This is a genomic window from Streptomyces sp. NPDC046308, assembly GCF_055588065.1.
In genome coordinates this window covers 664,129-685,677 of the sequence record NZ_JBVJFB010000003.1, presented here as the reverse complement: position 1 = coordinate 685,677, position 21,549 = coordinate 664,129, and the positions used below count along the sequence as shown (strand labels likewise).

General features: G+C 72.2%; 17 protein-coding genes and 1 pseudogene. 11 read left to right on the top strand and 7 right to left on the bottom strand.

Going from position 1 to position 21,549, the window contains the following annotated elements; genetic code table 11:
• Positions 1 to 25: 25 nt before the first annotated feature.
• Positions 26 to 1,240: an exodeoxyribonuclease VII large subunit gene (gene xseA, locus ACZ6JT_RS16920; protein WP_469210539.1), complete on the bottom strand. Its 1,215-nt coding sequence runs from the start codon at positions 1,238 to 1,240 to the stop codon at positions 26 to 28.
• An 814-nt stretch (positions 1,241 to 2,054) separates the two neighbouring features.
• A pseudogene (locus tag ACZ6JT_RS16915) lies at positions 2,055 to 3,422 on the bottom strand (APC family permease); the annotation flags it as partial.
• Between the two features lie 87 nt (positions 3,423 to 3,509).
• Here ACZ6JT_RS16915 and ACZ6JT_RS16910 point away from each other — a divergent pair.
• Entirely contained in the window at positions 3,510 to 4,502 is a 993-nt protein-coding gene (locus ACZ6JT_RS16910; RefSeq protein ID WP_327416100.1) for a 4-hydroxy-3-methylbut-2-enyl diphosphate reductase, read from the top strand.
• Between the two features lie 21 nt (positions 4,503 to 4,523).
• Positions 4,524 to 5,264 (top strand): polyphosphate--glucose phosphotransferase, encoded by a 741-nt coding sequence (gene ppgK, locus ACZ6JT_RS16905; protein ID WP_469210537.1) that lies wholly within the window; start codon positions 4,524 to 4,526, stop codon positions 5,262 to 5,264.
• Positions 5,265 to 5,287: 23 nt separating this feature from the next.
• On the opposite strand, the gene ACZ6JT_RS16900 is transcribed toward ppgK, so the two are convergent.
• Positions 5,288 to 5,728 carry a DUF6542 domain-containing protein gene (locus ACZ6JT_RS16900; RefSeq protein WP_469210535.1) on the bottom strand — a complete coding sequence of 147 codons (441 nt, stop codon included), beginning with the start codon at positions 5,726 to 5,728 and terminating at the stop codon, positions 5,288 to 5,290.
• A 210-nt stretch (positions 5,729 to 5,938) separates the two neighbouring features.
• Here ACZ6JT_RS16900 and ychF point away from each other — a divergent pair, with 210 nt between their 5' ends.
• The gene (ychF, locus tag ACZ6JT_RS16895; RefSeq protein ID WP_469210534.1) at positions 5,939 to 7,027 is read left to right on the top strand and encodes a redox-regulated ATPase YchF; all 1,089 of its coding nucleotides are present in this window, start codon (positions 5,939 to 5,941) and stop codon (positions 7,025 to 7,027) included.
• Positions 7,028 to 7,419: 392 nt separating this feature from the next.
• On the opposite strand, the gene ACZ6JT_RS16890 is transcribed toward ychF, so the two are convergent.
• Positions 7,420 to 8,415, bottom strand: a complete 996-nt coding sequence (locus ACZ6JT_RS16890) for an SMP-30/gluconolactonase/LRE family protein (protein WP_469210532.1) — start codon at positions 8,413 to 8,415, stop codon at positions 7,420 to 7,422.
• An 80-nt stretch (positions 8,416 to 8,495) separates the two neighbouring features.
• Between ACZ6JT_RS16890 and ACZ6JT_RS16885 the strand changes: the two genes are divergently transcribed.
• The 4 genes from ACZ6JT_RS16885 to ACZ6JT_RS16870 all read left to right on the top strand — a co-directional run bounded on the left by ACZ6JT_RS16885 (position 8,496) and on the right by ACZ6JT_RS16870 (position 12,369).
• The gene (locus tag ACZ6JT_RS16885; RefSeq protein WP_078893004.1) at positions 8,496 to 8,933 is read left to right on the top strand and encodes a MarR family winged helix-turn-helix transcriptional regulator; all 438 of its coding nucleotides are present in this window, start codon (positions 8,496 to 8,498) and stop codon (positions 8,931 to 8,933) included.
• Positions 8,934 to 9,069: 136 nt separating this feature from the next.
• Positions 9,070 to 10,227, top strand: coding sequence for an alpha/beta hydrolase (locus tag ACZ6JT_RS16880; RefSeq protein WP_469210531.1), 1,158 nt, complete (start codon positions 9,070 to 9,072; stop codon positions 10,225 to 10,227).
• A gap of 268 nt (positions 10,228 to 10,495) precedes the next feature.
• Positions 10,496 to 11,581 carry an alpha/beta hydrolase gene (locus ACZ6JT_RS16875; RefSeq protein WP_469210530.1) on the top strand — a complete coding sequence of 362 codons (1,086 nt, stop codon included), beginning with the start codon at positions 10,496 to 10,498 and terminating at the stop codon, positions 11,579 to 11,581.
• On the top strand, positions 11,578 to 12,369 hold the full coding sequence (locus ACZ6JT_RS16870; protein ID WP_469210529.1) for a trypsin-like serine peptidase: 792 nt from the start codon (positions 11,578 to 11,580) through the stop codon (positions 12,367 to 12,369). Before ACZ6JT_RS16875 ends, ACZ6JT_RS16870 begins: the two co-directional genes overlap by 4 nt.
• Before the next feature lie 64 nt (positions 12,370 to 12,433).
• On the opposite strand, the gene ACZ6JT_RS16865 is transcribed toward ACZ6JT_RS16870, so the two are convergent.
• The 3 genes from ACZ6JT_RS16865 to ACZ6JT_RS16855 form a co-directional block, all read right to left on the bottom strand.
• Positions 12,434 to 13,372 carry an EamA family transporter gene (locus ACZ6JT_RS16865; protein WP_469210527.1) on the bottom strand — a complete coding sequence of 313 codons (939 nt, stop codon included), beginning with the start codon at positions 13,370 to 13,372 and terminating at the stop codon, positions 12,434 to 12,436.
• Positions 13,373 to 13,416: 44 nt separating this feature from the next.
• Complete coding sequence (locus ACZ6JT_RS16860; RefSeq protein ID WP_469210525.1) at positions 13,417 to 14,238, bottom strand: isocitrate lyase/PEP mutase family protein; 822 nt, start codon at positions 14,236 to 14,238, stop codon at positions 13,417 to 13,419.
• Between the two features lie 213 nt (positions 14,239 to 14,451).
• Positions 14,452 to 15,564, bottom strand: coding sequence for a pyridoxal-phosphate dependent enzyme (locus tag ACZ6JT_RS16855; RefSeq protein ID WP_469210523.1), 1,113 nt, complete (start codon positions 15,562 to 15,564; stop codon positions 14,452 to 14,454).
• 198 nt (positions 15,565 to 15,762) lie between these two features.
• On the opposite strand from ACZ6JT_RS16855, the gene ACZ6JT_RS16850 reads away from it, so the two are divergent.
• From ACZ6JT_RS16850 to ACZ6JT_RS16835, 4 genes are all read left to right on the top strand, one after another.
• On the top strand, positions 15,763 to 17,334 hold the full coding sequence (locus ACZ6JT_RS16850) for a S8 family peptidase (RefSeq protein WP_469210521.1): 1,572 nt from the start codon (positions 15,763 to 15,765) through the stop codon (positions 17,332 to 17,334).
• A 146-nt stretch (positions 17,335 to 17,480) separates the two neighbouring features.
• Positions 17,481 to 18,686 (top strand): DUF4190 domain-containing protein, encoded by a 1,206-nt coding sequence (locus ACZ6JT_RS16845; protein ID WP_469210520.1) that lies wholly within the window; start codon positions 17,481 to 17,483, stop codon positions 18,684 to 18,686.
• Positions 18,687 to 18,823: 137 nt separating this feature from the next.
• Positions 18,824 to 19,576 carry a GntR family transcriptional regulator gene (locus ACZ6JT_RS16840; RefSeq protein ID WP_362859517.1) on the top strand — a complete coding sequence of 251 codons (753 nt, stop codon included), beginning with the start codon at positions 18,824 to 18,826 and terminating at the stop codon, positions 19,574 to 19,576.
• A gap of 131 nt (positions 19,577 to 19,707) precedes the next feature.
• Positions 19,708 to 21,393 carry a purine-cytosine permease family protein gene (locus tag ACZ6JT_RS16835; protein ID WP_469210518.1) on the top strand — a complete coding sequence of 562 codons (1,686 nt, stop codon included), beginning with the start codon at positions 19,708 to 19,710 and terminating at the stop codon, positions 21,391 to 21,393.
• Positions 21,394 to 21,549: the final 156 nt, after the last annotated feature.

The window sequence follows — 21,549 nt, the reverse complement described above, 5'->3', positions numbered from 1 at the left end:
CCCGCTGCCCGCTGCCCGCCGCCCGCTACTCGGGTGGGGCGACCCGTACGGAGAAGGTGCCCTCCGCCACCCGCGCCCGCAGCACCTCGTCCGCCGCGAGCTCCTGCGGGGAGCGCACCACATGGCCGTCGGCCCGCTGCAGTACGGCGTACCCGCGCTCCAGGGTCGCGGCCGGGGACAGCGCCACCACCCGGGCGAGGGTGTGGGCGAGCTCCGAGTCGGCCCGGTCCAGCAGGTGCCCGAGCGTGCGCCGGCTGCGCGCCAGCAGCGCGTCCAGCTCGTCCTCCCGGATCTCCACCATCCGCTGCGGGTGGACGAAGACCGGCCGGGCGAGGGCGTGGGCGAGCCCCCGCTCCTCCCTGTCGAGCAGCCCGGTCACCGCACGCAGCCCCCGGGCCTGCAGCTGGCGTACGCGCTCCAGTTCCTCGCCCACGTCCGGGACCACCTTCTTCGCGGCGTCCGTGGGCGTGGAGGCCCGTACGTCCGCGACCAGGTCCAGCAGTGGGGAGTCCGGCTCGTGGCCGATCGCCGAGACGACGGGCGTGCGGGCCGCCGCGACGGCGCGGACGAGCTCCTCGTCGGAGAAGGGCAGCAGGTCCTCGACGCTGCCGCCGCCGCGCGCCACGATGATCACGTCGACCTCGTCCAGGTCGTCGAGCTCCTTGACCGCCTGGACCACCTGCGGCACCGCGTGCACGCCCTGGACGGCCACGTTCCGCACCTCGAAGCGGACCGCGGGCCACCGGCGGCGGGCGTTCTCCAGTACGTCGCGCTCGGCGGCCGAGGCCCGGCCGACCACCAGCCCGATCAGCTGCGGCAGGAAGGGCAGCGGCTTCTTGCGCTCCAGCGCGAAGAGCCCCTCGGAGGCCAGCGACCGCTTGAGCCGCTCCAGCCGGGCGAGGAGCTCCCCGATGCCGACGGGCCGTATCTCCGTGGCCCGCAGGGACAGCTGCCCGCGCGGGGCGTACCACTCGGGCTTGGCCAGCAGAACGACCCGCGCACCCTCCGAGACCACGTCCGCGACCTCGTCGAAGACCTGGCGGAAGCAGGTCACGCTGACCGAGATGTCGTGCGAGGGGTCGCGCAGCGTCAGGAAGACGACCCCCGCTCCCGGCCGCCGTGAGAGCTGCGTGATCTGCCCCTCCACCCACACCTGACCGAGCCGCTCGATCCAGCCCCCGATGAGCCGCGACACCTGGCCTACCGGCAGCGGCGCCTCGGCCGACGTATTCAGACCCATGCACGCAGGCTAACGGGCGCCGCTGACAGCGTCTCAGGCCCGGGGCGGGTGTCGGACCCCGGCCCCGCGCAATCCCGCGCTCCGCCGGGCGCCCTTGGGACACCGGGTGCGCTTGAGTCACCGGGTACGCACGAGGCACGGCGCGCCGAGTCGGCCGAGCCCGGGCCGGGCCCCGGGGCCACGCCGCCGGCACCGGCCGGCGCGGGTTCGCTCGGCGCGATCCGGTGGGGCCTTGGGCTCGGGCGCGGCGGGTGCGGGCCGGGGGCCCGCAGGTCCGCGATGCACGGCACCGGGCGGCGGGGGCGCGCCCTGCGAGATGCGTGCGGCCTGGCCTTGGGTGCGGGCTGGGTGCCTCCAGAGCCCGCGACGCACGGCACCCGCCGGCGCGGGTTCGCCCGGCGCGATCCGGTCGGGCCTTGGGCTCGGGCGCGGCGGGTGCGGGCCGGGTGCCCCCCAGGCCCGCGATGCACGGCACCGGCCGGCGGGGGCGCGCCCGGCGAGCTCCGCGCGAGCCGGGCTAGGCCTCGGGCGTGCGCGAGGCGTCGGGTGAACCGGGTCCGCCCGGCCCACCCCCGTCCCGTTCGGCACCCGTATCCGGCGCTCCCGCACCAGCACTCGCACCCGACGCTCCGGCACCGGCACCGGCACCCGCATCCGGCGCTCCCGCACCGGCACCCGCATCCGGCACACCCGCACCCGGCACACCCGCACCCGCCCCGGCACCCGCACCCGGCACACCCGCACCCGCCCCGGCACCCGCACCCGGCACACCCGCACCCGCCCCGGCACCCGCACCCGGCGCACCCGGTCCGCGTCGGCGGCCGCGTTGGGTGAGGAGGAGGCACAGGCCTGCCGTCAGCCACGCCGCGCCCACCACCTGCGCCGTCCTGGAGGCCTCCACGATCACCGCGACGGTCACCGCCGCGCCGAGCACCGGCATCACCAGGTGCTTCCACCACACCGGCGGGCCCTCCCGCCGCTTCACCACGAACCACCCCACCACCGACGCGTGCAGCAGGGTGAACGCCACCAGCGCCCCGACGTCCACGACGGACACCAGGTGGTCCAGCCCGTCGTCGCGCCGGGCCGCCCACACGGCGGCGACCAGCGTGACGGCGGCCGCCACCAGCAGGGCCGGCCGCGGGGTGCCGTCCGAGGTCCGCGCGAGAGCCCGCGGCAGTCGCCGCTCCCGGGCCATCGCGAACACCAGCCGCCCGGCCGCCGCCTGCCCCGCCAGCGCCGCGAAGGCCGCTCCGATCGCCTTGCTGGCCGCCACGAGGTCGTGCAGCCAGGTGCCGACCGAGGACTCCACCGCGTCGTAGAAGGCCGGGCCCTGCTGTCCCGGATCGGCCGCGAGCTCCGCCGCGGAGACGGGCATGAGCAGGGCCGCCAAATAGCTCTGCGCGACGAACAGCAGCCCCGCCAGCGCCAGGCAGAAGAGCACCGCCCGCGCCACGCGCTCCGAGCCCCCCGTCACCTCCTCGGCGAAGGAGGCGACCGCGTCGAAGCCGAGGTAGGACAGGACCGCCACCGACACCGCGCCCAGGACCGCCGTCAGGGAGAACCCCAGGGAACCGTCCCCGGTCAGCGGCGAGAGCCAGCCGCGCTGCGCCCCGCCCCGGGCCAGCACCGTCACCGCGGCCACCACGAACACCAGCAGCACCGCGATCTCCAGGGCCAGCACGGCGAAGCCCACGCGCGCGGCCGCCCGTACGCCCCACAGGTTGAGCAGGGTGGTGATGACGACGGCCAGGGCCGTCCACACCCACCGGGAGACCTCCGGCACCAGCGCATTCATCGCGATCCCCGAGAAGAGGTACGCGACCGCCGGGATCAGCAGGTAGTCGAGCATCGCCATCCATCCGGCGATCAGCCCCGGCCCCTCGCCCAGGCCCTTGCGGGCGTAGGTGAAGACCGAGCCGGCCTGCGGGGCCACCCGCACCATCTGCGCGTACGAGAACGCCGTGAAGGCCATCGCGACGGTCGCGGCGAGGTAGACGAGGGCGACGGCGCCGTGCGACTTGGCGTCCAGGGTGCCGAAGACCCCGACGGGGGCCATGGGGGCGATGAAGAGCAGCCCGTAGACGACCAGGTCCCGGAAGCCGAGGCTGCGCCGCAGGGGTCCGCCGGGGGCCCGCTCCGGGACCGGCGGCGCCGTACTGGGATCCGTACCCGACACCATCGGCCCTCCGGGGGGACGCCGTGAACACGCTTGCGATCAAGTGTGGGGCGGACGGGGGACGAACGGCCTGCTGGGGACCCCCGTACGATGGAGGGCATGACTGCTGCCGCTTCCCGCCGTGTCCTGCTCGCCGCCCCGCGCGGCTACTGCGCGGGCGTCGACCGAGCCGTGATCGCTGTCGAGAAGGCTCTCGAGCAGTACGGCGCGCCGGTCTACGTCCGCCACGAGATCGTGCACAACAAGTACGTCGTCCAGACGCTGGAGAAGAAGGGCGCCATCTTCGTCGAGCGGACGGAGGAGGTGCCCGAGGGCTCCATCGTGATGTTCTCCGCGCACGGCGTGGCCCCGGTGGTGCACGAGGAGGCGGCGCGCGGCAAGCTCGCGACGATCGACGCCACCTGCCCGCTGGTCACCAAGGTGCACAAGGAAGCCATCCGGTACGCGAACGAGGACTTCGACATCCTCCTCATCGGCCACGAGGGCCACGAGGAGGTCATCGGCACCTCCGGCGAGGCCCCGGACCACATCACGATCGTCGACGGCCCGGACGACGTGGCCAACGTCGAGGTGCGGGACGAGTCGAAGGTCGTCTGGCTGTCGCAGACCACCCTCTCGGTCGACGAGACGATGGAGACGGTCGACGCGCTGAAGACGAAGTTCCCGCTGCTCGTCTCGCCGCCCAGCGACGACATCTGCTACGCCACCTCGAACCGGCAGGCCGCAGTCAAGGTCATGGGCGCCGACTCCGACCTGGTCATCGTGGTCGGCTCGAAGAACTCCTCGAACTCCATCCGGCTGGTCGAGGTCGCGCTCGACGCGGGCGCGGGCGCCGCGTACCTCGTCGACTTCGCGAGCGAGATCGACGAGGCCTGGCTGGAGGGCGTCACCACCGTCGGCCTCACCTCGGGCGCCTCGGTGCCGGAGGTCCTGGTCGAGGAGGTCCTGGAGTGGCTGGCGGCGCGCGGTTACGCGGACGTGGAGATCGTCAAGACCGCCGAGGAGTCGATCGTCTTCTCGCTGCCCAAGGAACTGCGCCGCGATCTGCGGGCCGAGGCTGCCGAACTGGTCGCCGACAAGTAACTCCTTTCGTACGGTATGTCCATGCAGATCTTCGGCGTGGACATCGGCGGATCCGGGATCAAGGGCGCTCCCGTGGACCTGGACCGTGGCGACCTGGCGCAAGAGCGCCACAAAGTACTGACACCGCAGCCGGCCACCCCCGACGGGGTGGCCGGCTGCGTCGTCGAGGTGGTGCGCCACTTCGACTGGGGCGGCCCGGTGGGGGTCACCTTCCCCGGGGTGGTCACGGGCGGCCTCATCCGCACCGCGGCCAACATGGACAAGGGGTGGGTCGGCGTCGAGGCGGCGGACCTCCTCTCGCAGCGTCTGGACGGCAGGCCGGTCACGGTCCTCAACGACGCGGACGCGGCGGGGATCGCGGAGATGGCGTACGGGGCCGGGAAGGGGCGCGACGGCACGGTCATCGTGCTCACGCTGGGCACCGGCATCGGGAGCGCCCTGTTCCGGGACGGCCGGCTGGTGCCGAACACGGAGCTCGGCCACCTGGAGCTGAAGGGCCACGACGCGGAGACGCGGGCGTCGGTGAAGGCCAAGGAGGACCACGAGCTGACCTGGGAGCGCTGGGCGCACCGGGTGCAGAAGTACCTGGAGCACGTGGAGATGCTCTTCTCCCCCGACCTCTTCATCATCGGCGGCGGCGTCAGCCGCAAGCCGGAGAAGTTCCTGCCGCTGATCGAGGACGTCCGGGCCGAGATCGTGCCGGCGAAGCTGCAGAACAACGCGGGGATCGTGGGCGCGGCGATGGCGGCGAAGGGCCGCTAGCGGGGACTGGTCGGGTTAGGAGGTTAGGAGGTGGAGGCGGTCCGGCGGGGGAGCCGCCTCTTCCCGATCAGTACGGCCTTGCGCACGACGACGATCAGCGCGGCGACCAGCGTGCCCGCGTACAGCCAGCCGGCGTGCAGCGACAGGGCGGACACCAGGCCCATCAGCTGCCCGCCGAAGCCGCCGGAGCCGCCCGAGATGGGCCACACCCCGGCGGCGAAGGCGATGGGGGCGCTGATCGGCGCGGTGATCAGGTCGGCGGGCCGGACCCAGAGCGCGGCGGCGGCCGCGACGGGCACGAAGAGCAGCCCGTAGACGAACAGCGAGGAGCCGAAGACCAGCCAGCAGATCCCGGCGACGAGCACCATGGCCGCGCACGCGAACAGTCCGCCCCCGAGCCCGGTCAGCCGGGGCCGGGGCATCCGCACCGCGGCGGGCCGGCGGTCGCCGCCCTGGGCGGGCACGCCCGTCGGCGGCCGTCGGCGCTGGGCCGGGGGTCGCTGGGGGTGAGGGGCCGGTCGCGTCCTGTATTGCTCCACCCCACCAAACTAGGCGGGGAGGGCGCCGGATCGGCTCCTGGACACGCGTACATCCACCGCCACTCATCGGAAAGTAAACTGTCCGGTGGCCCACCTCCGGGCCGCCGCCCCCTCCAGCTACGGGAAGTCGCCAACGTGTCGCTCACGATCGGAATCGTCGGCCTGCCGAATGTCGGCAAGTCGACCCTGTTCAACGCCCTGACCAAGAACGACGTGCTGGCGGCCAACTACCCGTTCGCCACGATCGAGCCGAACGTCGGCGTCGTCGGCGTCCCGGACCAGCGCCTCGGCGTGCTGGCCGGCATCTTCGGCTCGCAGCGGATCCTCCCGGCGACGGTCGACTTCGTCGACATCGCGGGCATCGTCCGCGGCGCCTCGGAGGGCGAGGGCCTCGGCAACAAGTTCCTCGCGAACATCCGCGAGTCGGACGCCATCTGCCAGGTCATCCGCGCCTTCAAGGACGAGAACGTCGTCCACGTCGACGGCAAGGTCTCGCCGAAGGACGACATCGAGACGATCAACACCGAGCTGATCCTCGCCGACCTCCAGTCCATCGAGAAGGCGGTGCCGCGCCTGACGAAGGAGTCCCGTCTCCAGAAGGAGAAGGTCGCGGTCCTGGCCGCCGTCGAGAAGGCCCAGAAGATCCTGGAGGAGGGCCACACCCTCTTCTCCCGCGGCATCACCAAGGGCACGGAGCAGGGCGACCTCCTCCACGAGCTCCACCTCCTCACCACGAAGCCCTTCCTCTACGTCTTCAACGTGGACGAGGACGAGCTGACGGACGAGGCGTTCAAGGCGGAGCAGTCCGCCCTGGTCGCCCCGGCGGAGGCGATCTTCCTGAACGCCAAGCTGGAGGCGGACCTGGTCGAGCTGGACGACGAGGAAGCCCTCGAACTCCTCCAGTCGGTCGGCCAGGAAGAGCCCGGCATGGCCACCCTCGGCCGCGTCGGCTTCGCCACCCTGGGCCTGCAGACCTACCTGACGGCCGGCCCGAAGGAAACCCGCGCCTGGACGATCAAGCAGGGCGCCACCGCCCCCGAGGCCGCCGGCGTGATCCACACCGACTTCCAGCGCGGCTTCATCAAGGCCGAGGTCATCTCCTTCGAGGACCTGGTCGCCTGCGGCTCGGTCGCCGAGGCCCGCTCCAAGGGCAAGGCCCGCATGGAGGGCAAGGACTACGTCATGCAGGACGGCGACGTGGTCGAATTCCGCTTCAACGTCTGATACGTCCGGCGAAAGGCCGTCTGACCTGCGACGGAGTGGGTTGGGCGGCCTTTGCTGTCCGCGCAGAGTCCGCAGCGCCGCTACCGATGTGCTGCGGCTGCGTCCTGACTGCGGCCCCAGACGGCCACCGTCGCCTGGGAGCTGCGGCGGGGCGGCATCGGCCTGGGTAGGAGCTGGCTGGTCGGTCTCGTCGTCGGGCTGCCGTCGGCGCTGCGCGCCTCGCGGCTGGCCGGCGGCGGGGTGCTGTTCATGCTGCATGGGCCCCGCCGCTCCTGCTGCTGCCCGGACTGCCGTACGCCGTCGCCGACGCGCGCGCCGCGAGGCGCCGCCGCCGCAAGGCCGAGGCCGGAGCCGGAGAACCCGAGTGGGGCTGAGTCCGGCCGCCGCCGTGCTCAGAGGCCGCGGACCGCGGCGACCGTGAAGGTGGTGGGGGTGCCCTCGCCGGGGTTCATGGGGCCGCCCTTGTCGAACTGCGAGCGGACCACCAGGGTGCGGCCCGGGGTGTGGGCGAGGGTGGTGGGGATCTGCAGCGACGGGTCCGTGATCGTACGGCTCAGCCGGGCGCGGGTGCCGTCCGCGGAAGTCTGCCAGCGGGTCAGGGTGTTGGTGGTGTTGTGCGCCACCCGCAGGGTGCCGTCGGGGGAGAGGTCCAGGCCGTCGGCGGCCTTCAGGTCGCCGCCGGTGAGGGCGACCCGGCTGAGGGCGCCGGTGCGCAGGTCGATGCGGAAGAGCTCGCCCTCGACCATGTCGACGGTGAGCAGGTAGCGGCCCGCGCGGTCGGAGACGATGCCGTTGAGGCTGAAGCCGCCCGCCGGCCGGGGGCGCAGCACCGGGGTGAGGTCGTAGGCCTCGGTCAGCACGCCGCTGCCGGCGGCCAGCTGGTCCGGGGTCACGCGGTAGACCACCCCGCGCACGCTGTCGGTCAGGTACGCGGTGCCGTCCGGGGTGAGGGTCAGGTCGTTGACGAAGCGGGCGGAAGCCCCCGGGGACACCTCGAAGTGGGCGAGGCGCGCCCCGGTGGCGGTGTCGTAGACCGACACGCCCGCGGTGGAGTCCGTCACCCAGAGGCGGCCGCGGCCGTCGACGCGCAGGCCGTTCGCCGTGTGCCGCCCGTCGGTGCCGGAGGGCAGGAACACCTCCGCCTCGGGCCGGCCGGGGCGGGCCCGGTAGACGGTGCCGTCCGCGTACGAGCCGACGTAGACCGTGCGGGTGCGCGGATCCGTGGCGATGCCCTCCGGGTACACCTTCGCGCCGGGCAGGACGAAGGCCGTGGATATCCGGCCGTCGGTCGCCTGCGCGGGTGCCGCGCCGACGGTGAGGGTCGCGGCCAGGGCCGTGGTGAGGGCCAGGGCCGTGGTGGGCGGGAACTTCTTCTGCGGTGCGCGCATGGAAGGGTGTCCTCTTCTTGATGTGTGAGGACGAAGATAAATTAGAGGTCTAATGCATGCAAGGGTCGTAGGATGCGGGAATGACCTCCATGCCCCCCGAGGAGCGCATCGGCGCGCACATCAAGCGCGCCGAGCAGGCACTTCTCGCGGCGAAGAACGTTGCGTGCAAGCCGGCCGCAGTAACGGTTCCGCAGTACGCCGCGCTGCTCTGGCTGGCCGAGAAGCCCGGCATCTCCGCGGCCGCGCTCGCCCGGCTGTGCGGGGTGACGCCGCCGACCATGAACACCGTTCTGAAGAACCTCCAAGAGCGCGGCCTCATCGAGCGGACCCCGCACGAATGGCACCGCAACGTGCTGGAGACCCGGCTCACCGACGAGGGGCGGGCGGTGATGGAGCTGGCGGACACCGGCGCGGTACGGGTGGAGCGGGCGCTCGCGGCCGCGTTCAGCGCGCAGGAGCGGGAGTTGCTCATCGGGCTGCTCGGGCGGTGCGCGGAAGTGCTCGACGCCCAGCGCTGAGCGCCGTGGTTCCACCGAGATCCCCGCCGCGATTTTGCTCGGATTTGGAACTGTGCTGGGGTTGCGCGCATCAGCACTAGGGGATGCCCAGCCGTTCTGCCCTCGGGGGCAGGCAAGACCGTTCGGAGCGAAGTTCGTGCACCAGTACCCGCAGCACCAGGGCTACCAGGGCTACCAGGGCTACGAGGGCGACGAGGAGCATCAGGAGCAGCAGGCGTACGCGCAGCCCAAGCGCTCCCGGCGCCGAATATGGATCGCCGCGGTGGTCGCCCTCGCGCTCCTGCTCGGCGGCGGCGGGTTCGCCGCCTGGAAGCTCGACTGGTTCTCCGGCAACGGCGAGGCGGTGAGCTTCGGCAAGAACCCGCCCCCGCCACCGGCCGCGGAGAAGTCCGAGCCGGGCGCGCCGGCCACTCCGGCCAAGCCCTCCGGCGACCCGGACGTGCTCATGCCCACCGGCCCGAAGTCCGATTTCAAGCAGACGACCAGGCTCGACGACGGCACGATCATCGCCAGGACCCGCCTCGCGGGCGCGAAGTCCGGCTTCGAGGGCGACGTATGGGTGTGGGCGCCCAAGGAGTACGACGACCCCAAGTACGCCAAGAGCGGCTTCCCGGTCCTCATCGCGCTCCCCGGCGGCAACGGCTTCCCCGCCAACTACTGGTCCGACCGCAGCCTCGGCCTCCAGAAGGCCATCAGCGAGGGCGTCCGGGCCGGTACCAGCCTGCCGTTCGTCGTGATCATGCCGGTGCTCAACCCCGACGCCAAGTACTACTACGACGGCTCCGACATCCCCGGCCAGGCCAAGATGGGCACGTGGATGGCCGAGGACGTCCCGGACTTCGCCAAGGCCAACTTCCGTACGTACAAGTCCCGCGACGGCTGGGCCTTCATGGGCTCCTCCTCCGGCGCCTTCGTCGGCATGAAGACGGTCCTGCAGTACCCGGACCGGTTCAAGGCCGTGATCGCCAGCGGCGGCGAGATCGTGCCCGATTCCCCGCTGTGGAAGGGCCACCAGGCGGAGATGGACGCGAACAACCCCGAGAAGCTCGCGAAGAAGCTGATCGACGGCAACGGCCCCGAGGTCTACATCAACTTCCAGATCGGTACGAAGGAGAGCGGGAAGGAGCGGATGGCGAAGTTCCAGCAGCAGTACGGCAAGGGACCCGTCAAGATCACCATCCGTGACATCCAGAACGGTGAGCACAACGGCTGGCACTACGTCCGGGGCATGAAGGAAGGTTCCCTGGAATGGGTCAGCAAGGTGTTGAAGGGCCCGAAGCCCGAAGCCGGCTGACCCCCGCCCCGGCCCCTCCGCACACCCCCGCCCCGGCCCCCGCCCCGCCCCTCCGGCGACCCTCGCCCCGGCCCCCGCCGCGCCCCCACCGCGGGCGCCGCGCGGGCGCCGCGCGGCCGCCGTTCGAACGCCCCGTGGTGCTCACCACGTCCCGCCCGTCCCAGGCAACCCATCCCGTCGTTCATACCTCTGTAAAGGGTGTAAGGGGGACCGATCGGTCCGACCCGCGCTCCGAGGCGAGCGCCGGAGAAGGAACGGGACAACAACCGTGCAGCATGACCAGCAAGGCGACGGCAGCCCCATGACCAAGGGCAACAGCCGCCGCCCCCACCGCCTGCGCCTGATTCTGATCAGCAGCGGACTCGCGTTCACCCTCGTCGGGGGCGCGGCCGCGTACAAGTTCGGCCTCTTCTCCGACATAGGGGATCCGGTCTCCTTCGGGAAGGTCCAGGCGACGGCGGCGGCCGCCGCCTCCGACGTTCCCCCGGAGGTACGCATGCCCACCGGGCCTGCGGCCCAGTTCGTGCGCACCTACCGGCTGCCCGACGGCACGCAGATCGCCCGGACCACCCTCACCGGCAAGAAGTCCGGCTTCACCGGCGACGTGTGGGTGTGGGTGCCCAAGGAGTACGACGACCCGCGGTACGCCAAGAGCGGCTTCCCGGTCCTGATCTCCCTGCCCGGCGGCCGCGGCTACCCCACGAACTACTGGGGCACCGGTCCCGGCCTCGGCCTGCAGAAGGCCGTGAGCGACGGGGCCAAGGCCGGCAAGAGCCTGCCCTTCATCCTCGTCATGCCGGTGCACAACGCCGACACCAAGCACCACTTCGACGCCTCGGACATCCCCGGAGAGCCCAAGATGGGCACCTGGATGGTCGAAGACGTCCCCGATTTCACGAAGGCCAATTTCCGGACCTTCACCTCCCGCGACGGCTGGGCCTTCATGGGTTCCTCCGCCGGCGGGTTCGGCGCCTTCAAGCACGTTCTGAAGTACCCGGACCGGTTCAAGGCCGCCATCGCCAGCGGGGTCGACATCGTCCCCGACTCCCCGCTGTGGAAGGGGAACACGCAGGCCATGGACGAGAACAACCCCGAGAAGCTCGCCGAGAAGCTGATCAGTGCGGGCGGTCCGGACGTCTACATCAACTTCCAGATCGGCACCGCGGAGAGCGGCCGCGAGAAGGCCGAGAAGTTCATGAACGACTACGGGAGGGGCCCCGTGCACACCCGGCTGCAGGTGATCCAGGATGGTGAGCACAACGGGAAGTCGTACGTGCGCGGTATGAGGGAGGGCGCTCTGGAGTGGATCAGCAAGGTGATGAAGGGACCGACACCCGAGCCCGCCGTGCAATGAGCACGGTGGTGAAGGGCGCCTCCGCGGCCGCCGCCGCGGGAATCGCGACGGTGTGCGCCGTCGCGTTCCTCAAGGCGCCCGGGGAGCGGCCCGTGCTGCCCTTCCCCTCCGTCGGCGTCCTCATGGCGGGCGGCGAGCACTGGTGCACGGCGAGCGTCGTCGACAGCCCGAAGGGCAACGTCGTCGCCACCGCCGCCCACTGCGTGGCCCCCGCCGGCGAGGACGGCCGGCCGGGCGAGGTCGCCCACGACGGCCTCGCCATCGGCGAGCTCTCCTTCGCCCCCGCCTTCTCCGGCGAGGGCGCCGGCACCCAGCCCCTCGGGGTGTGGAAGGTCCGCTCGATCCACGTGGACGACCGCTGGACGAAGTGGGGCGAGGACACCGCCGACTTCGCCTTCCTCACCATCGCGCCGGACGGCGACGGGCGCAGCGTCCAGGACGCGGTCGGCGGCCGCGCCGAGGCCCCGAAGCCCGAATGGACCTCCGGATACGAGCGCGACGTGACCGTCGTCGGCTATCCGGAATCCGAGCACAACCCGCAGAACAAGCCCGTCTCCTGCACGACGCAGACGCGCCACGACGACGACGATCCCGACATGCTCTACATGAGCTGCGCCGGGTTCTGGACGGGGACGAGCGGCAGCCCCTGGATCGCCGACCGGGGCGGGGCCGACCGCGCCGGGCGGCTGATCGGGGTGCTGAGCGGCGGGGACACGGACGTGGACTCCACGGCCGCGCTGTTCGACGAGCACGCGAAGGCCCTGTACGAGAGGGCGGCGCGGGGCTGAGCGGTGCCCGTGCCCGTGCCGGTGCTCGCGCCGGTGCCCGTGCCCGTGCCGGTGATCGTGCTCGCTACTTCTGGCGCTCCGTGCTGACGATCACGCCCACCGCCGCCACGACGATCGCACCGCCGACCACGATCGGCCAGGTCAGGACCTCGCCGAGGATCAGCGCGCCGAGCGCGACGGCCACGACCGGATTGACGTACGCGTACGTGGCCACCAGCGACAGCGGCGCCGCCCGGAGCAGCCACACGTACGAGGTGAAACCGACGAGCGAGCCGAAGAGCACCAGGTAACCCAGGCCCAGCCAGGAGGCGGTGGAGTACGACGCCGGGTCCAGACCGTGGTGCTCGCCGCGCGCCAGGCCGACGAGCACCCCGCCCACCCCGCCGGCGAGCATCTGGTACGCGCTGCCGGTGAAGGGGTTCTCCGGCAGCGTCAGCTTCGACGCCGAGAACGAGCCCAGCGACCACAGGACGGACGCCGCCAGCACCAGCAGCACCCCCGACAGCCGTACCGTCCCGCTGAGGCCCGGACTGGTCAGCACCGCGAGCCCGGCCAGGCCGACGAGGACCCCGCCCAGCGTGCGCAGCGGAGGCCGGTCACCGGTGCTCGCCCGCAGCACCACCAGCCACATCGGCACCGCCGCGATCAGCAGGGCGGCCAGGCCGGACGGCACGGAGGTCTCGGCGAGCACGACCAGGCCGTTGCCGCCGAGGACCAGCAGCAGGCCGACCAGGACCGCCGAGCCGAGCTGCGCGCGGGTGACCTTGAGGGCGCCCGGACCGTACCGCCAGGCGACGGCGCCGGCCAGCAGCAGACCGGCCGTGATGAACCGCGCCCCGGCGGAGAGGAAGGGCGGCATGGTCTCGACGACGATCCGGATGCCGAGGTAGGTCGAGCCCCAGACGACGTAGACGAGGGTGAGGGCGATCCAGACCGCGCCGCTCGTCTTGCCGCGCGCCGCGGCCGTGGCCGCCTTGCCGTCCACCGGAGTCGATGTGCTCATGACCGGATCCTATGGTCGTTGCCCCATGCAGGCTTCCGGATGTCTCAGCCCTTGAGCAGCGCGTTCAGATCGCCGTACGGGAGGGAGTGCGCGAGGGCTCCGTACGTCCCCTCGGAGAGCAGTTCCCCGGCGGCGCGGCGGACCACGGCGTACGCGGCTTCGGCGACCCAGGAGCCGAGGCTGACGCGGGACACGCCGAGCGCGCCGAGCTCGGCGACGGCCGGGGCGTCGGGGCCGAGGAGGACGTTGAGCGGGGCGTCGATGCCCTTGGCGAGCTCGGTGACGGTGGCGGGGTCGAGCACGCCGGGCACGAAGACGCCGGTGGCTCCGGCGCGGAGGTAGGCGGCGGCGCGGGCCAGGGTCTCGTCGAGGCGGGTGGCCGGGTCGCCGAGGCCCCGGAGGTAGGTGTCGACGCGGGCGTTGATGTAGAGGGGGACCCCGGCGGCGTCGGCCGCGGCCCGGGCGGCGGCCAGGCGCTCGGCCATCTCCGCGGGGGTGCGGTGGGGGCCGTCCTCGATGTTGATGCCGACCGCACCGGCGGCGAGCACGCCGGCGACGGTCTCGCCCACGGCGGCGGCGTCGGCGCCGAAGCCGCCCTCGATGTCGGCGGTGACGGGGACGGAGACGGCGGAGACCACGCGGGCGACGAGGTCGAGGGCCCGGTCACGGGCGAGCGCGTCGCCGTCGGGCGAGCCGAGGGACCAGGCGACGCCGGCGCTGGTGGTGGCGACGGCGGGGGCGCCGGTCGCCTCGACGATCCGGGCGCTGGCGACGTCCCAGGCGTTGGCGAGGGCGAGGGGCTTCGCGGGGGTGTGCAGGGCCGCGAACGCGGTGGCCTTGGCGGTGAGGTCGGTCTTCGTGGTCATGGGCCCACTCCACCAGACCGGGCGCGCCCGGGCCCGCGGTTTTCCGACATCAAGGCCGGGCCCGGGGGAACGGGGTTCGGCCCCGCACCCCCTACGGCGCTCCGCGCCCGCGCCTCAAACGCCGGCGGGGCTGAAAGATCGGGGCTCCGCCCCGGGCCCCGGTCCTCAAACGCCGGACGGGCTGAAAGATCGCCGGTGGGGCTGTGCTTCGGCCTACCGGGCCAGGCCCGTTTTCGCGCCCGCGCCGCAGAGGGGGATGACCGCGGTGCGGCCCTGCAGGGGGTCGGAGGGGGCGCCCGGGCCGACCGCCGCCCAGCACGCCGCCGCCGTCGGTTCGACGAAGAGCCCGCGCCGGGCCAGGTCCCGCTGGGCCTCGCGGAGGCGGTCGTCCGGGACCGTCAGGAAGGTGCCGCCGGACTTGCGGACCGCGGCCAGGATCTGCCGGGCGCGCGGCGGGGCGGGGATCGCGATCCCCTCGGCCAGGGTCGGCAGCTGCGGAACCGGATCCGCGTCCTCGGCGCCGGCCGCGAAGGCCGTGGCCAGCGGGGCCACCGCCGCGGCCTGCACCGCGACCAGCGCCGGCGGCCGCACCCCGCGCCTGGCCAGTTCCTCCACGGCCAGCGCGGCCCCCAGCAGCAGGGTCCCGTTGCCGACCGGCAGGACCAGGACCTCCGGCAGTCGCCCGCCCAGCTCCTCCCACACCTCGTACACGTACGTCTTGGTCCCGTGCAGGAAGTACGGGTTGAAGACGTGGCTCGCGTAGAAGACCCCGGGCGCGTCCGCCGCCGTACGCGCGGCCTGCGCGGCGGCCTCGCGCCCGCCGGGGATCACGCGCACGGCCGCCCCGTGCGCCCGCATCTGTTCCGTTTTCTTCTCGGACGTCCCCTCGGGCACGTGGATTTCACAATTGAGCCCGGCCCGGGCGCAGTAGGCCGCGATCGAGGTCCCCGCGTTGCCGCTGCTGTCCGCCACGACGCGTTCCGGAGCCAGCCGCCGGGCCAGCTCCACGAGCATCACGGCGCCCCGGTCCTTGAAGGAGAGCGTCGGCATCAGGAAGTCGAGCTTGGCGTGAACCCGCTCTGCCAGCGGGACCAGCGGAGTGTGACCCTCCGCCAGCGACAGTGAGAACGCCCCCGGCAGGGGCAGGGCGGACCCGTACCGCCACAGCGAATTCGGTCCGGAGGCGGGCTCCAGCGGCGCGGCCGGATCCGGCGTGAAATCGAGGTCCCAGGGCCCGCCGCAGACGGGGCACCCCCAAGGCGCAGTCCGTACGTCCGCGCGTGTACCGTCCTCGGAGCAGACGTAACCGGGGGTTGCGTGCGTCATGTGCGGATCGCCTTCGCTCGATCATGGCCGCTGTATGGCACGGATGTTACGCATCCGTTGTCCTCTTGTGGGTCGCGCCGGGGCTGGGTCAACCTTTCGAAGGCGGCAGCCCGTTGGGCCATCTGCGTTGTCATGGCCACGCTTGCGCGGTGCCGCTCCACCCCCCGCAACGCACCACCTATGAGGAGGACCCGTCACATGCCCGTGATGCGTCACACGAGCCGGAAAATCGCCGGCATCAGCGCGACCGCCGTGGTGGCCCTCGCGCTCGGCTCGGCCGCCGCGCTGCCCGCCTCGGCCGCCGACATCGGCGTGCCGGGCGTGATCCAGAACGCCGGAGCCCCCGGATCCGTCCCCGGCAGCTACATCGTGACCCTGAACGACACCGCCGCCCGCTCGACGGACGCGAGCGGCAAGGCCGTCGCGAAGCGCTACGGGGCGAAGATCGACAAGACGTACCGCGCGGCCCTCAACGGGTACTCCGTCGAGGTCTCCGAGGCGCAGGCCAAGAAGCTCGCCGGTGACCCGGCGGTCAAGTCGGTCGTGCAGAACCGTACCTTCACGGTCAGCGCCACCCAGCCCAACCCGCCGTCCTGGGGTCTGGACCGCGTCGACCAGCGCGCGCTGCCGCTCAACCAGAGCTACACCTACCCGGACCAGGCGGGCGGGGGCGTCACCGCGTACATCATCGACACCGGTGTCCGCATCACGCACCAGGACTTCGGCGGCCGCGCCTCCTACGGCTACGACGCCATCGACAACGACAACACCGCCCAGGACGGCAACGGCCACGGCACGCACGTCGCGGGCACCGTCGCGGGCGGCACGTACGGCGTGGCCAAGAAGGCCAAGATCGTCGGCGTGCGCGTGCTCGACAACAGCGGCTCCGGTACGACGGCCCAGGTCGTCGCGGGCATCGACTGGGTGACCCAGAACGCCGTCAAGCCGGCCGTGGCCAACATGTCCCTCGGCGGCGGCGCGGACTCCGCGCTCGACGCGGCCGTGCGCAACTCCATAGCCTCCGGCATCACCTACGCCGTGGCCGCGGGCAACGAGTCGAGCAACGCCTCCACCAAGTCCCCGGCGCGTGTCACCGAGGCCATCACGGTCGGCGCCACCACCAGCACCGACGCCAAGGCGAGCTACTCCAACTACGGCTCCGTCCTGGACGTCTTCGCGCCGGGCTCCTCCATCACCTCCGCGTGGGGTACGGGCGACACCGCCACCAACACCATCAACGGCACCTCGATGGCCACCCCGCACGTCACGGGCGCGGCCGCCGTCTACCTCTCGCAAAACCCGGCCAGCACCCCGGCCCAGGTGGCCACGGCCCTCGTCAACTCGGCCACCCCGGACCTGGTGACCGGACCGGGCACCGGCTCCCCGAACCGCCTGCTGTACGTCGGCGCCCAGGGCCCCGTCCCGCCGGGCAAGCGCTTCGAGAACACCGCAGACTTCGCGATCAACGACCACGCGACGGTCGAGTCCCCGATCACCGTCAGCGGTGTCACCGGCAACGCCCCGGCGACGCTGAAGGTCCCGGTCGACATCAAGCACACGTACATCGGTGACCTCAAGGTGGACCTGGTCGCGCCCGACGGCACCGTCTACACCCTGCACAACCGTGCCAACGGCGGGGCCGACAACATCGTCAGGACCTTCACCGTGAACGCCTCGGCGGAGACGGCGAACGGTGTCTGGAAGCTGCGCGTGAACGACAACGCGACGGGCGACACCGGGAAGATCGACTCCTGGGCGCTCCAGTTCTGAGCGGTATCCGAGCGCAGTGCGAGCAGTATCCGGGCAGGAGGGGCGGCGGGCACTGACCGCTCCCTGACCAACCGCGGGGGCGACCGGCATGCCGGTCGCCCCCGCTGCGTACTATTCGCGCATTCGTTCGCGCGCATCGTTCGCGCGTGACGCCCCATGCGATGGAGTCCGACCCCGTGAGCACCCCGCCGAGTCCTCCTCCCGGACCGGGCCACTCCTGGCCCCCGCCGTCCCCGCAGCCCGCCTGGGGCCCACCGCCCGGATACGGGCAGCCGCAGCACCCCCCGCCGCTCAACGGTTTCGCGCTCGCCTCCTTCCTGTCCGGGCTGCTGTGCTTCGCGCCGCTCGGCATCGCCTTCGGCATCGCGGCCCTCGTGCAGATCTCGAAGCGGCGCGAGCGCGGCAAGGTCCTCGCGATCACGGGCCTGGCGCTGTCCGTGCTGATGACCGGAGTGCTGGTCTTCGCCGCCGACCGGATCGCCACGGCGGTCGGGGACCGTTTCGACGGACTGGGTGACTACACCGAGGTCGAGGGCGAGCTCACGGACGTCGACGCGCTGCGGGCGGGCGACTGCTTCAACGTCCAGGACGGTGAACTGCTCGACGAGCACCCGCTGATGTACCGGATCGACTGCGCGGAGAAGCACCACGGCGAGGTCACCGCGAAGAAGCGGCTCGACGGGGTGGACGCCCCCGGCTCGGCCGCGGCCGTCCGCGCCTCCGAGGACGCGTGCTGGCAGGCCCAGGACGAGTACGCGATGGACACGTGGGCGCTGCCCGACCACGCGGAGATGTTCTACTACGCGCCGTCGCGCCAGTCCTGGTACCAGGGGGACCGGATGCTGCTCTGCGTGATCGGCACGACCGAGCCGGAGGGGCGCGGCAGCCTGCGCCAGGACTCCGGCAGGCTGGGGCCCGAGCAGGTGGACTTCCTGCGCGCCGCCAACGCCGTCGAGTTCGCCCTGAGCCGGCCCCCCGAGGAGGAGGTCGACGAGGCGCTGGGCGAGCACCAGGCGTGGGCGCGCCGGATCCACGCGGCGCTGGGCGAGGAGGCGAAGGTACTCCGGGGCCACACGGGCCGGCCGGGGCTGGAGAAGGCGGTCCCCGCGCAGCTCAAGGAGATCGAGGCGGCCCGCGCGGAGTGGCTGCGCGCCTCGCAGGCGAGGACGCCGGGGGAGTTCGACAAGCAGTGGGCCCGGGCGCTGGCCTCCCTGTCGTTGGAGACGGAGCAGGCGCTGCGCGGCGCGTACGGGCTTTCGATGGCGGTCCCGCAGTGGCTGGAGGACAGCCAGGAAGGCCCGGAGGACCCGGACGGCGGGCCCGGCCGGGGGCCCTCGACGGAGGCGGCGTGACGTCGTTCCGGTAACGCGCGGTAACGGGTTTGAGTGACCTGGCTTCATCACTTCGGGTGAAACTCTGGCCCTTGCTTGCGGTCTTCAACCGTCGGTTGCCAGGGTGTAGCTGTCTGTCAACCTGATGGGAGTGGCCAGTGACTTTCGGTGAGCAGCCGGCCTATCTACGCGTGGCCGGGGATCTTCGACGGAAGATCGTCGACGGTTCTCTGCCCCCGCACGCCCGGCTCCCCTCCCAGGCCCGCATCCGCGAGGAGTACGGGGTCTCCGACACCGTGGCCCTGGAGGCGCGCAAGGTCCTCATGGCGGAGGGGCTGGTCGAGGGCCGGTCCGGCTCCGGTACGTACGTACGGGAACAGCCGGTCCCGCGGCGGGTGGCCCGCTCCGGCTACCGCACGGGCGGCACGTCGACGCCGTTCCGGCAGGAGCAGGCGGACGCCGGGGCGCGCGGCACGTGGGAGTCGAGCAGCGAACAGGCGGGCGCGCCCGCCGAGATCGCGAAGCGGCTCGGCATCGAGCCGGGGGAGCGGGTGATGCGGACGCGGTACGTCTTCCGCGACGCGGGGGAGGCGATGATGCTGTCGACCTCCTGGGAGCCGCTCGCCGTGACCGGCCGGACCCCGGTGATGCTGCCGGAGGAGGGCCCCCTGGGCGGCTCCGGGGTGGTGGACCGGATGGCCGCGATCGACGTCGTCGTGGACAACGTCGTGGAGGAGGTCGGCGCGCGGCCGGGCCTGGCGGAGGAGCTCGTACAGCTGGGCGGGGTGCCGGGGCACGTGGTGCTGGTGATCGGCCGCACGTACTTCGCCTCCGGGCGCGCGGTGGAAACGGCCGATGTGGTGGTCCCCGCGGACCGCTACCGCCTGTCGTACCACCTCCCGGTCCGCTAGTGCCGTGGCCGGAAAGCGGACACGGGTGTGCGGGGGTGTAACCCCGTCGTGACGAGGGGAGTGGGGGTGTAACCGGCGGGCAACGCCCGAGGGTGACGGGGCGTCACATCGCGGCCCTACCGTCCGGCGGTATGACCGACACCGCCGCCACCCCCGCCACCGCCACGCCGCCGAGCCGTACCTACGCGAAACTCGCCGCCGACGAGAGCCGCGAGGACTACTCGCTCAGATACGCGCCCCACTCCTTCCGCCGCTGGGGCCCCGGCACCGTCGCCGGCACCGCCCTCGGCGGCATCGCCTACCTCGCCGACTTCGCCATCGGCGCCTCCATCGTCTTCGCCTACGGATTCACCAGCGGGGCCGCCGCGATCCTGGCCGCCGCCGTGGTCATCTTCCTGACCGGCATCCCGATCGCGCGCGCGTGCGCCACGTACGGCCTGGACATGGACCTGGTGACGCGCGGCGCGGGCTTCGGGTACTTCGGCTCCACCCTGACCTCCCTCATCTACGCCTCCTTCACCTTCATCTTCTTCGCGCTCGAAGGCTCGATCATGGCCCAGGCCATGCACCAGGCCTTCGGACTGCCCGTCGAGATCGGCTACCTGGTCACGACCCTCATCGTGATCCCCATCGTCTTCCGCGGCATGGGCGCCCTCGCCAAGGTGCAGGCCTGGACCCAGCCGGTCTGGCTGATCGGGCTGGTGCTCCCCTTCGTGGTGCTCGCCTTCCACGCTCCCGACGCGTGGGGCGCCTTCGCCGACTTCGGCGGGACCGAGGGCGCCGGGTCCGGGTTCTCGTGGATCGGCTTCGGGTTCGGGACCGGCATCGCGCTCTCGCTGATCGCACAGATCGGGGAGCAGGCCGACTACCTGCGGTTCATGCCTGCCAAGACCCCGGCCAACAGCCGGAGGTGGAACCTCGCCGTGCTCGCCGCCGGCCCCGGCTGGGTGATCATCGGCGCGGCCAAGCAGCTCGGCGGCGCCTTCCTCGCCTTCGTCGCCCTGGAGGCGGTGGGCAAGACGCACGCCCTGGAGCCGATCGCCCCGCAGATCGAGGCCCTTCGCCCGTGGCTCGGCGGCTTCGCACTGCCCGCCGCCGCGCTCTTCGTGATCGTCTCCCAGATCAAGATCAACGTCACCAACGCGTACAGCGGATCGCTGTCCTGGTCGAACTTCTTCTCCCGCGTCACCCACCGCCACCCCGGCCGGGTCTGGTACATCTTCCTCAACCTCGCCATCGCGCTGACGCTGATGGAGCTGAACATGTTCGCGATGCTCGGCAAGCTGCTGGGCTTCTACTCCAACGTCGGCATCGCCTGGATCGCCGCGGTCGCCGCCGACCTCGTGATCAACAAGCGGCTCGGACTGAGCCCGCCCTACATCGAGTTCAAGCGCGCCTACCTCTACGCCGTGAATCCGGCGGGTTTCGGCTCGATGGTGATCGCCTCGACCGTCTCGATCCTTGCCTTCTTCGGGCTGTTCGGCACCTACGCCGAGGCCTTCTCCACCTTCATCGCCGCCGGACTCGCCCTCCTGCTGTGCCCGTTGATCGCCTGGGTGACCAGGGGGAAGTACTACCTGGCCCGGCCCAACACGGTGACGGGCCCGGGCACCGCCGCCCCGGACATCACCGCCACCCACGCGTGCGCGGTCTGCGAGGCGGCGTACGAACTCCCCGACATCGCCGACTGCCCTGTCCGATCGGGCCCGATCTGTTCCCTGTGCTGCTCCCTCGACGCGACCTGCGGGGACGTCTGCCGGAAGGAGACGCCGGGCGGTGCGGTGATCCTGCCGATGCCTTCGGTGCGCGCCGTCTGAACGGGCGCGCACGGCCCACTCGTACGCATGGCCGGATGCGTACGCCTGCGAGGTACCTCTTCGTGAAAAACCGTATCCGCTGCGTAAAGGTCGGGCGTAAGCTCGGGCATATGCGCAATGCGGTTTCCCGGGCAGGTACGTCGGCGGAGGGTGAAA

Excerpts from the sequence above, each read along its gene's own strand:
- ACZ6JT_RS16850 (WP_469210521.1), top strand. The coding sequence starts at position 15,763 with ATGCCCGTGATGCGTCACACGAGCCGGAAAATCGCCGGCATCAGCGCG.
- ppgK (WP_469210537.1), top strand. The coding sequence starts at position 4,524 with ATGCAGATCTTCGGCGTGGACATCGGCGGATCCGGGATCAAGGGCGCT.
- ACZ6JT_RS16855 (WP_469210523.1), bottom strand. The coding sequence starts at position 15,564 with ATGACGCACGCAACCCCCGGTTACGTCTGCTCCGAGGACGGTACACGC.
- ACZ6JT_RS16860 (WP_469210525.1), bottom strand. The coding sequence starts at position 14,238 with ATGACCACGAAGACCGACCTCACCGCCAAGGCCACCGCGTTCGCGGCC.
- ACZ6JT_RS16910 (WP_327416100.1), top strand. The coding sequence starts at position 3,510 with ATGGAGGGCATGACTGCTGCCGCTTCCCGCCGTGTCCTGCTCGCCGCC.
- ACZ6JT_RS16885 (WP_078893004.1), top strand. The coding sequence starts at position 8,496 with ATGACCTCCATGCCCCCCGAGGAGCGCATCGGCGCGCACATCAAGCGC.
- ACZ6JT_RS16865 (WP_469210527.1), bottom strand. The coding sequence starts at position 13,372 with ATGAGCACATCGACTCCGGTGGACGGCAAGGCGGCCACGGCCGCGGCG.
- ACZ6JT_RS16835 (WP_469210518.1), top strand. The coding sequence starts at position 19,708 with ATGACCGACACCGCCGCCACCCCCGCCACCGCCACGCCGCCGAGCCGT.
- ACZ6JT_RS16890 (WP_469210532.1), bottom strand. The coding sequence starts at position 8,415 with ATGCGCGCACCGCAGAAGAAGTTCCCGCCCACCACGGCCCTGGCCCTC.
- xseA (WP_469210539.1), bottom strand. The coding sequence starts at position 1,240 with ATGGGTCTGAATACGTCGGCCGAGGCGCCGCTGCCGGTAGGCCAGGTG.
- ACZ6JT_RS16870 (WP_469210529.1), top strand. The coding sequence starts at position 11,578 with ATGAGCACGGTGGTGAAGGGCGCCTCCGCGGCCGCCGCCGCGGGAATC.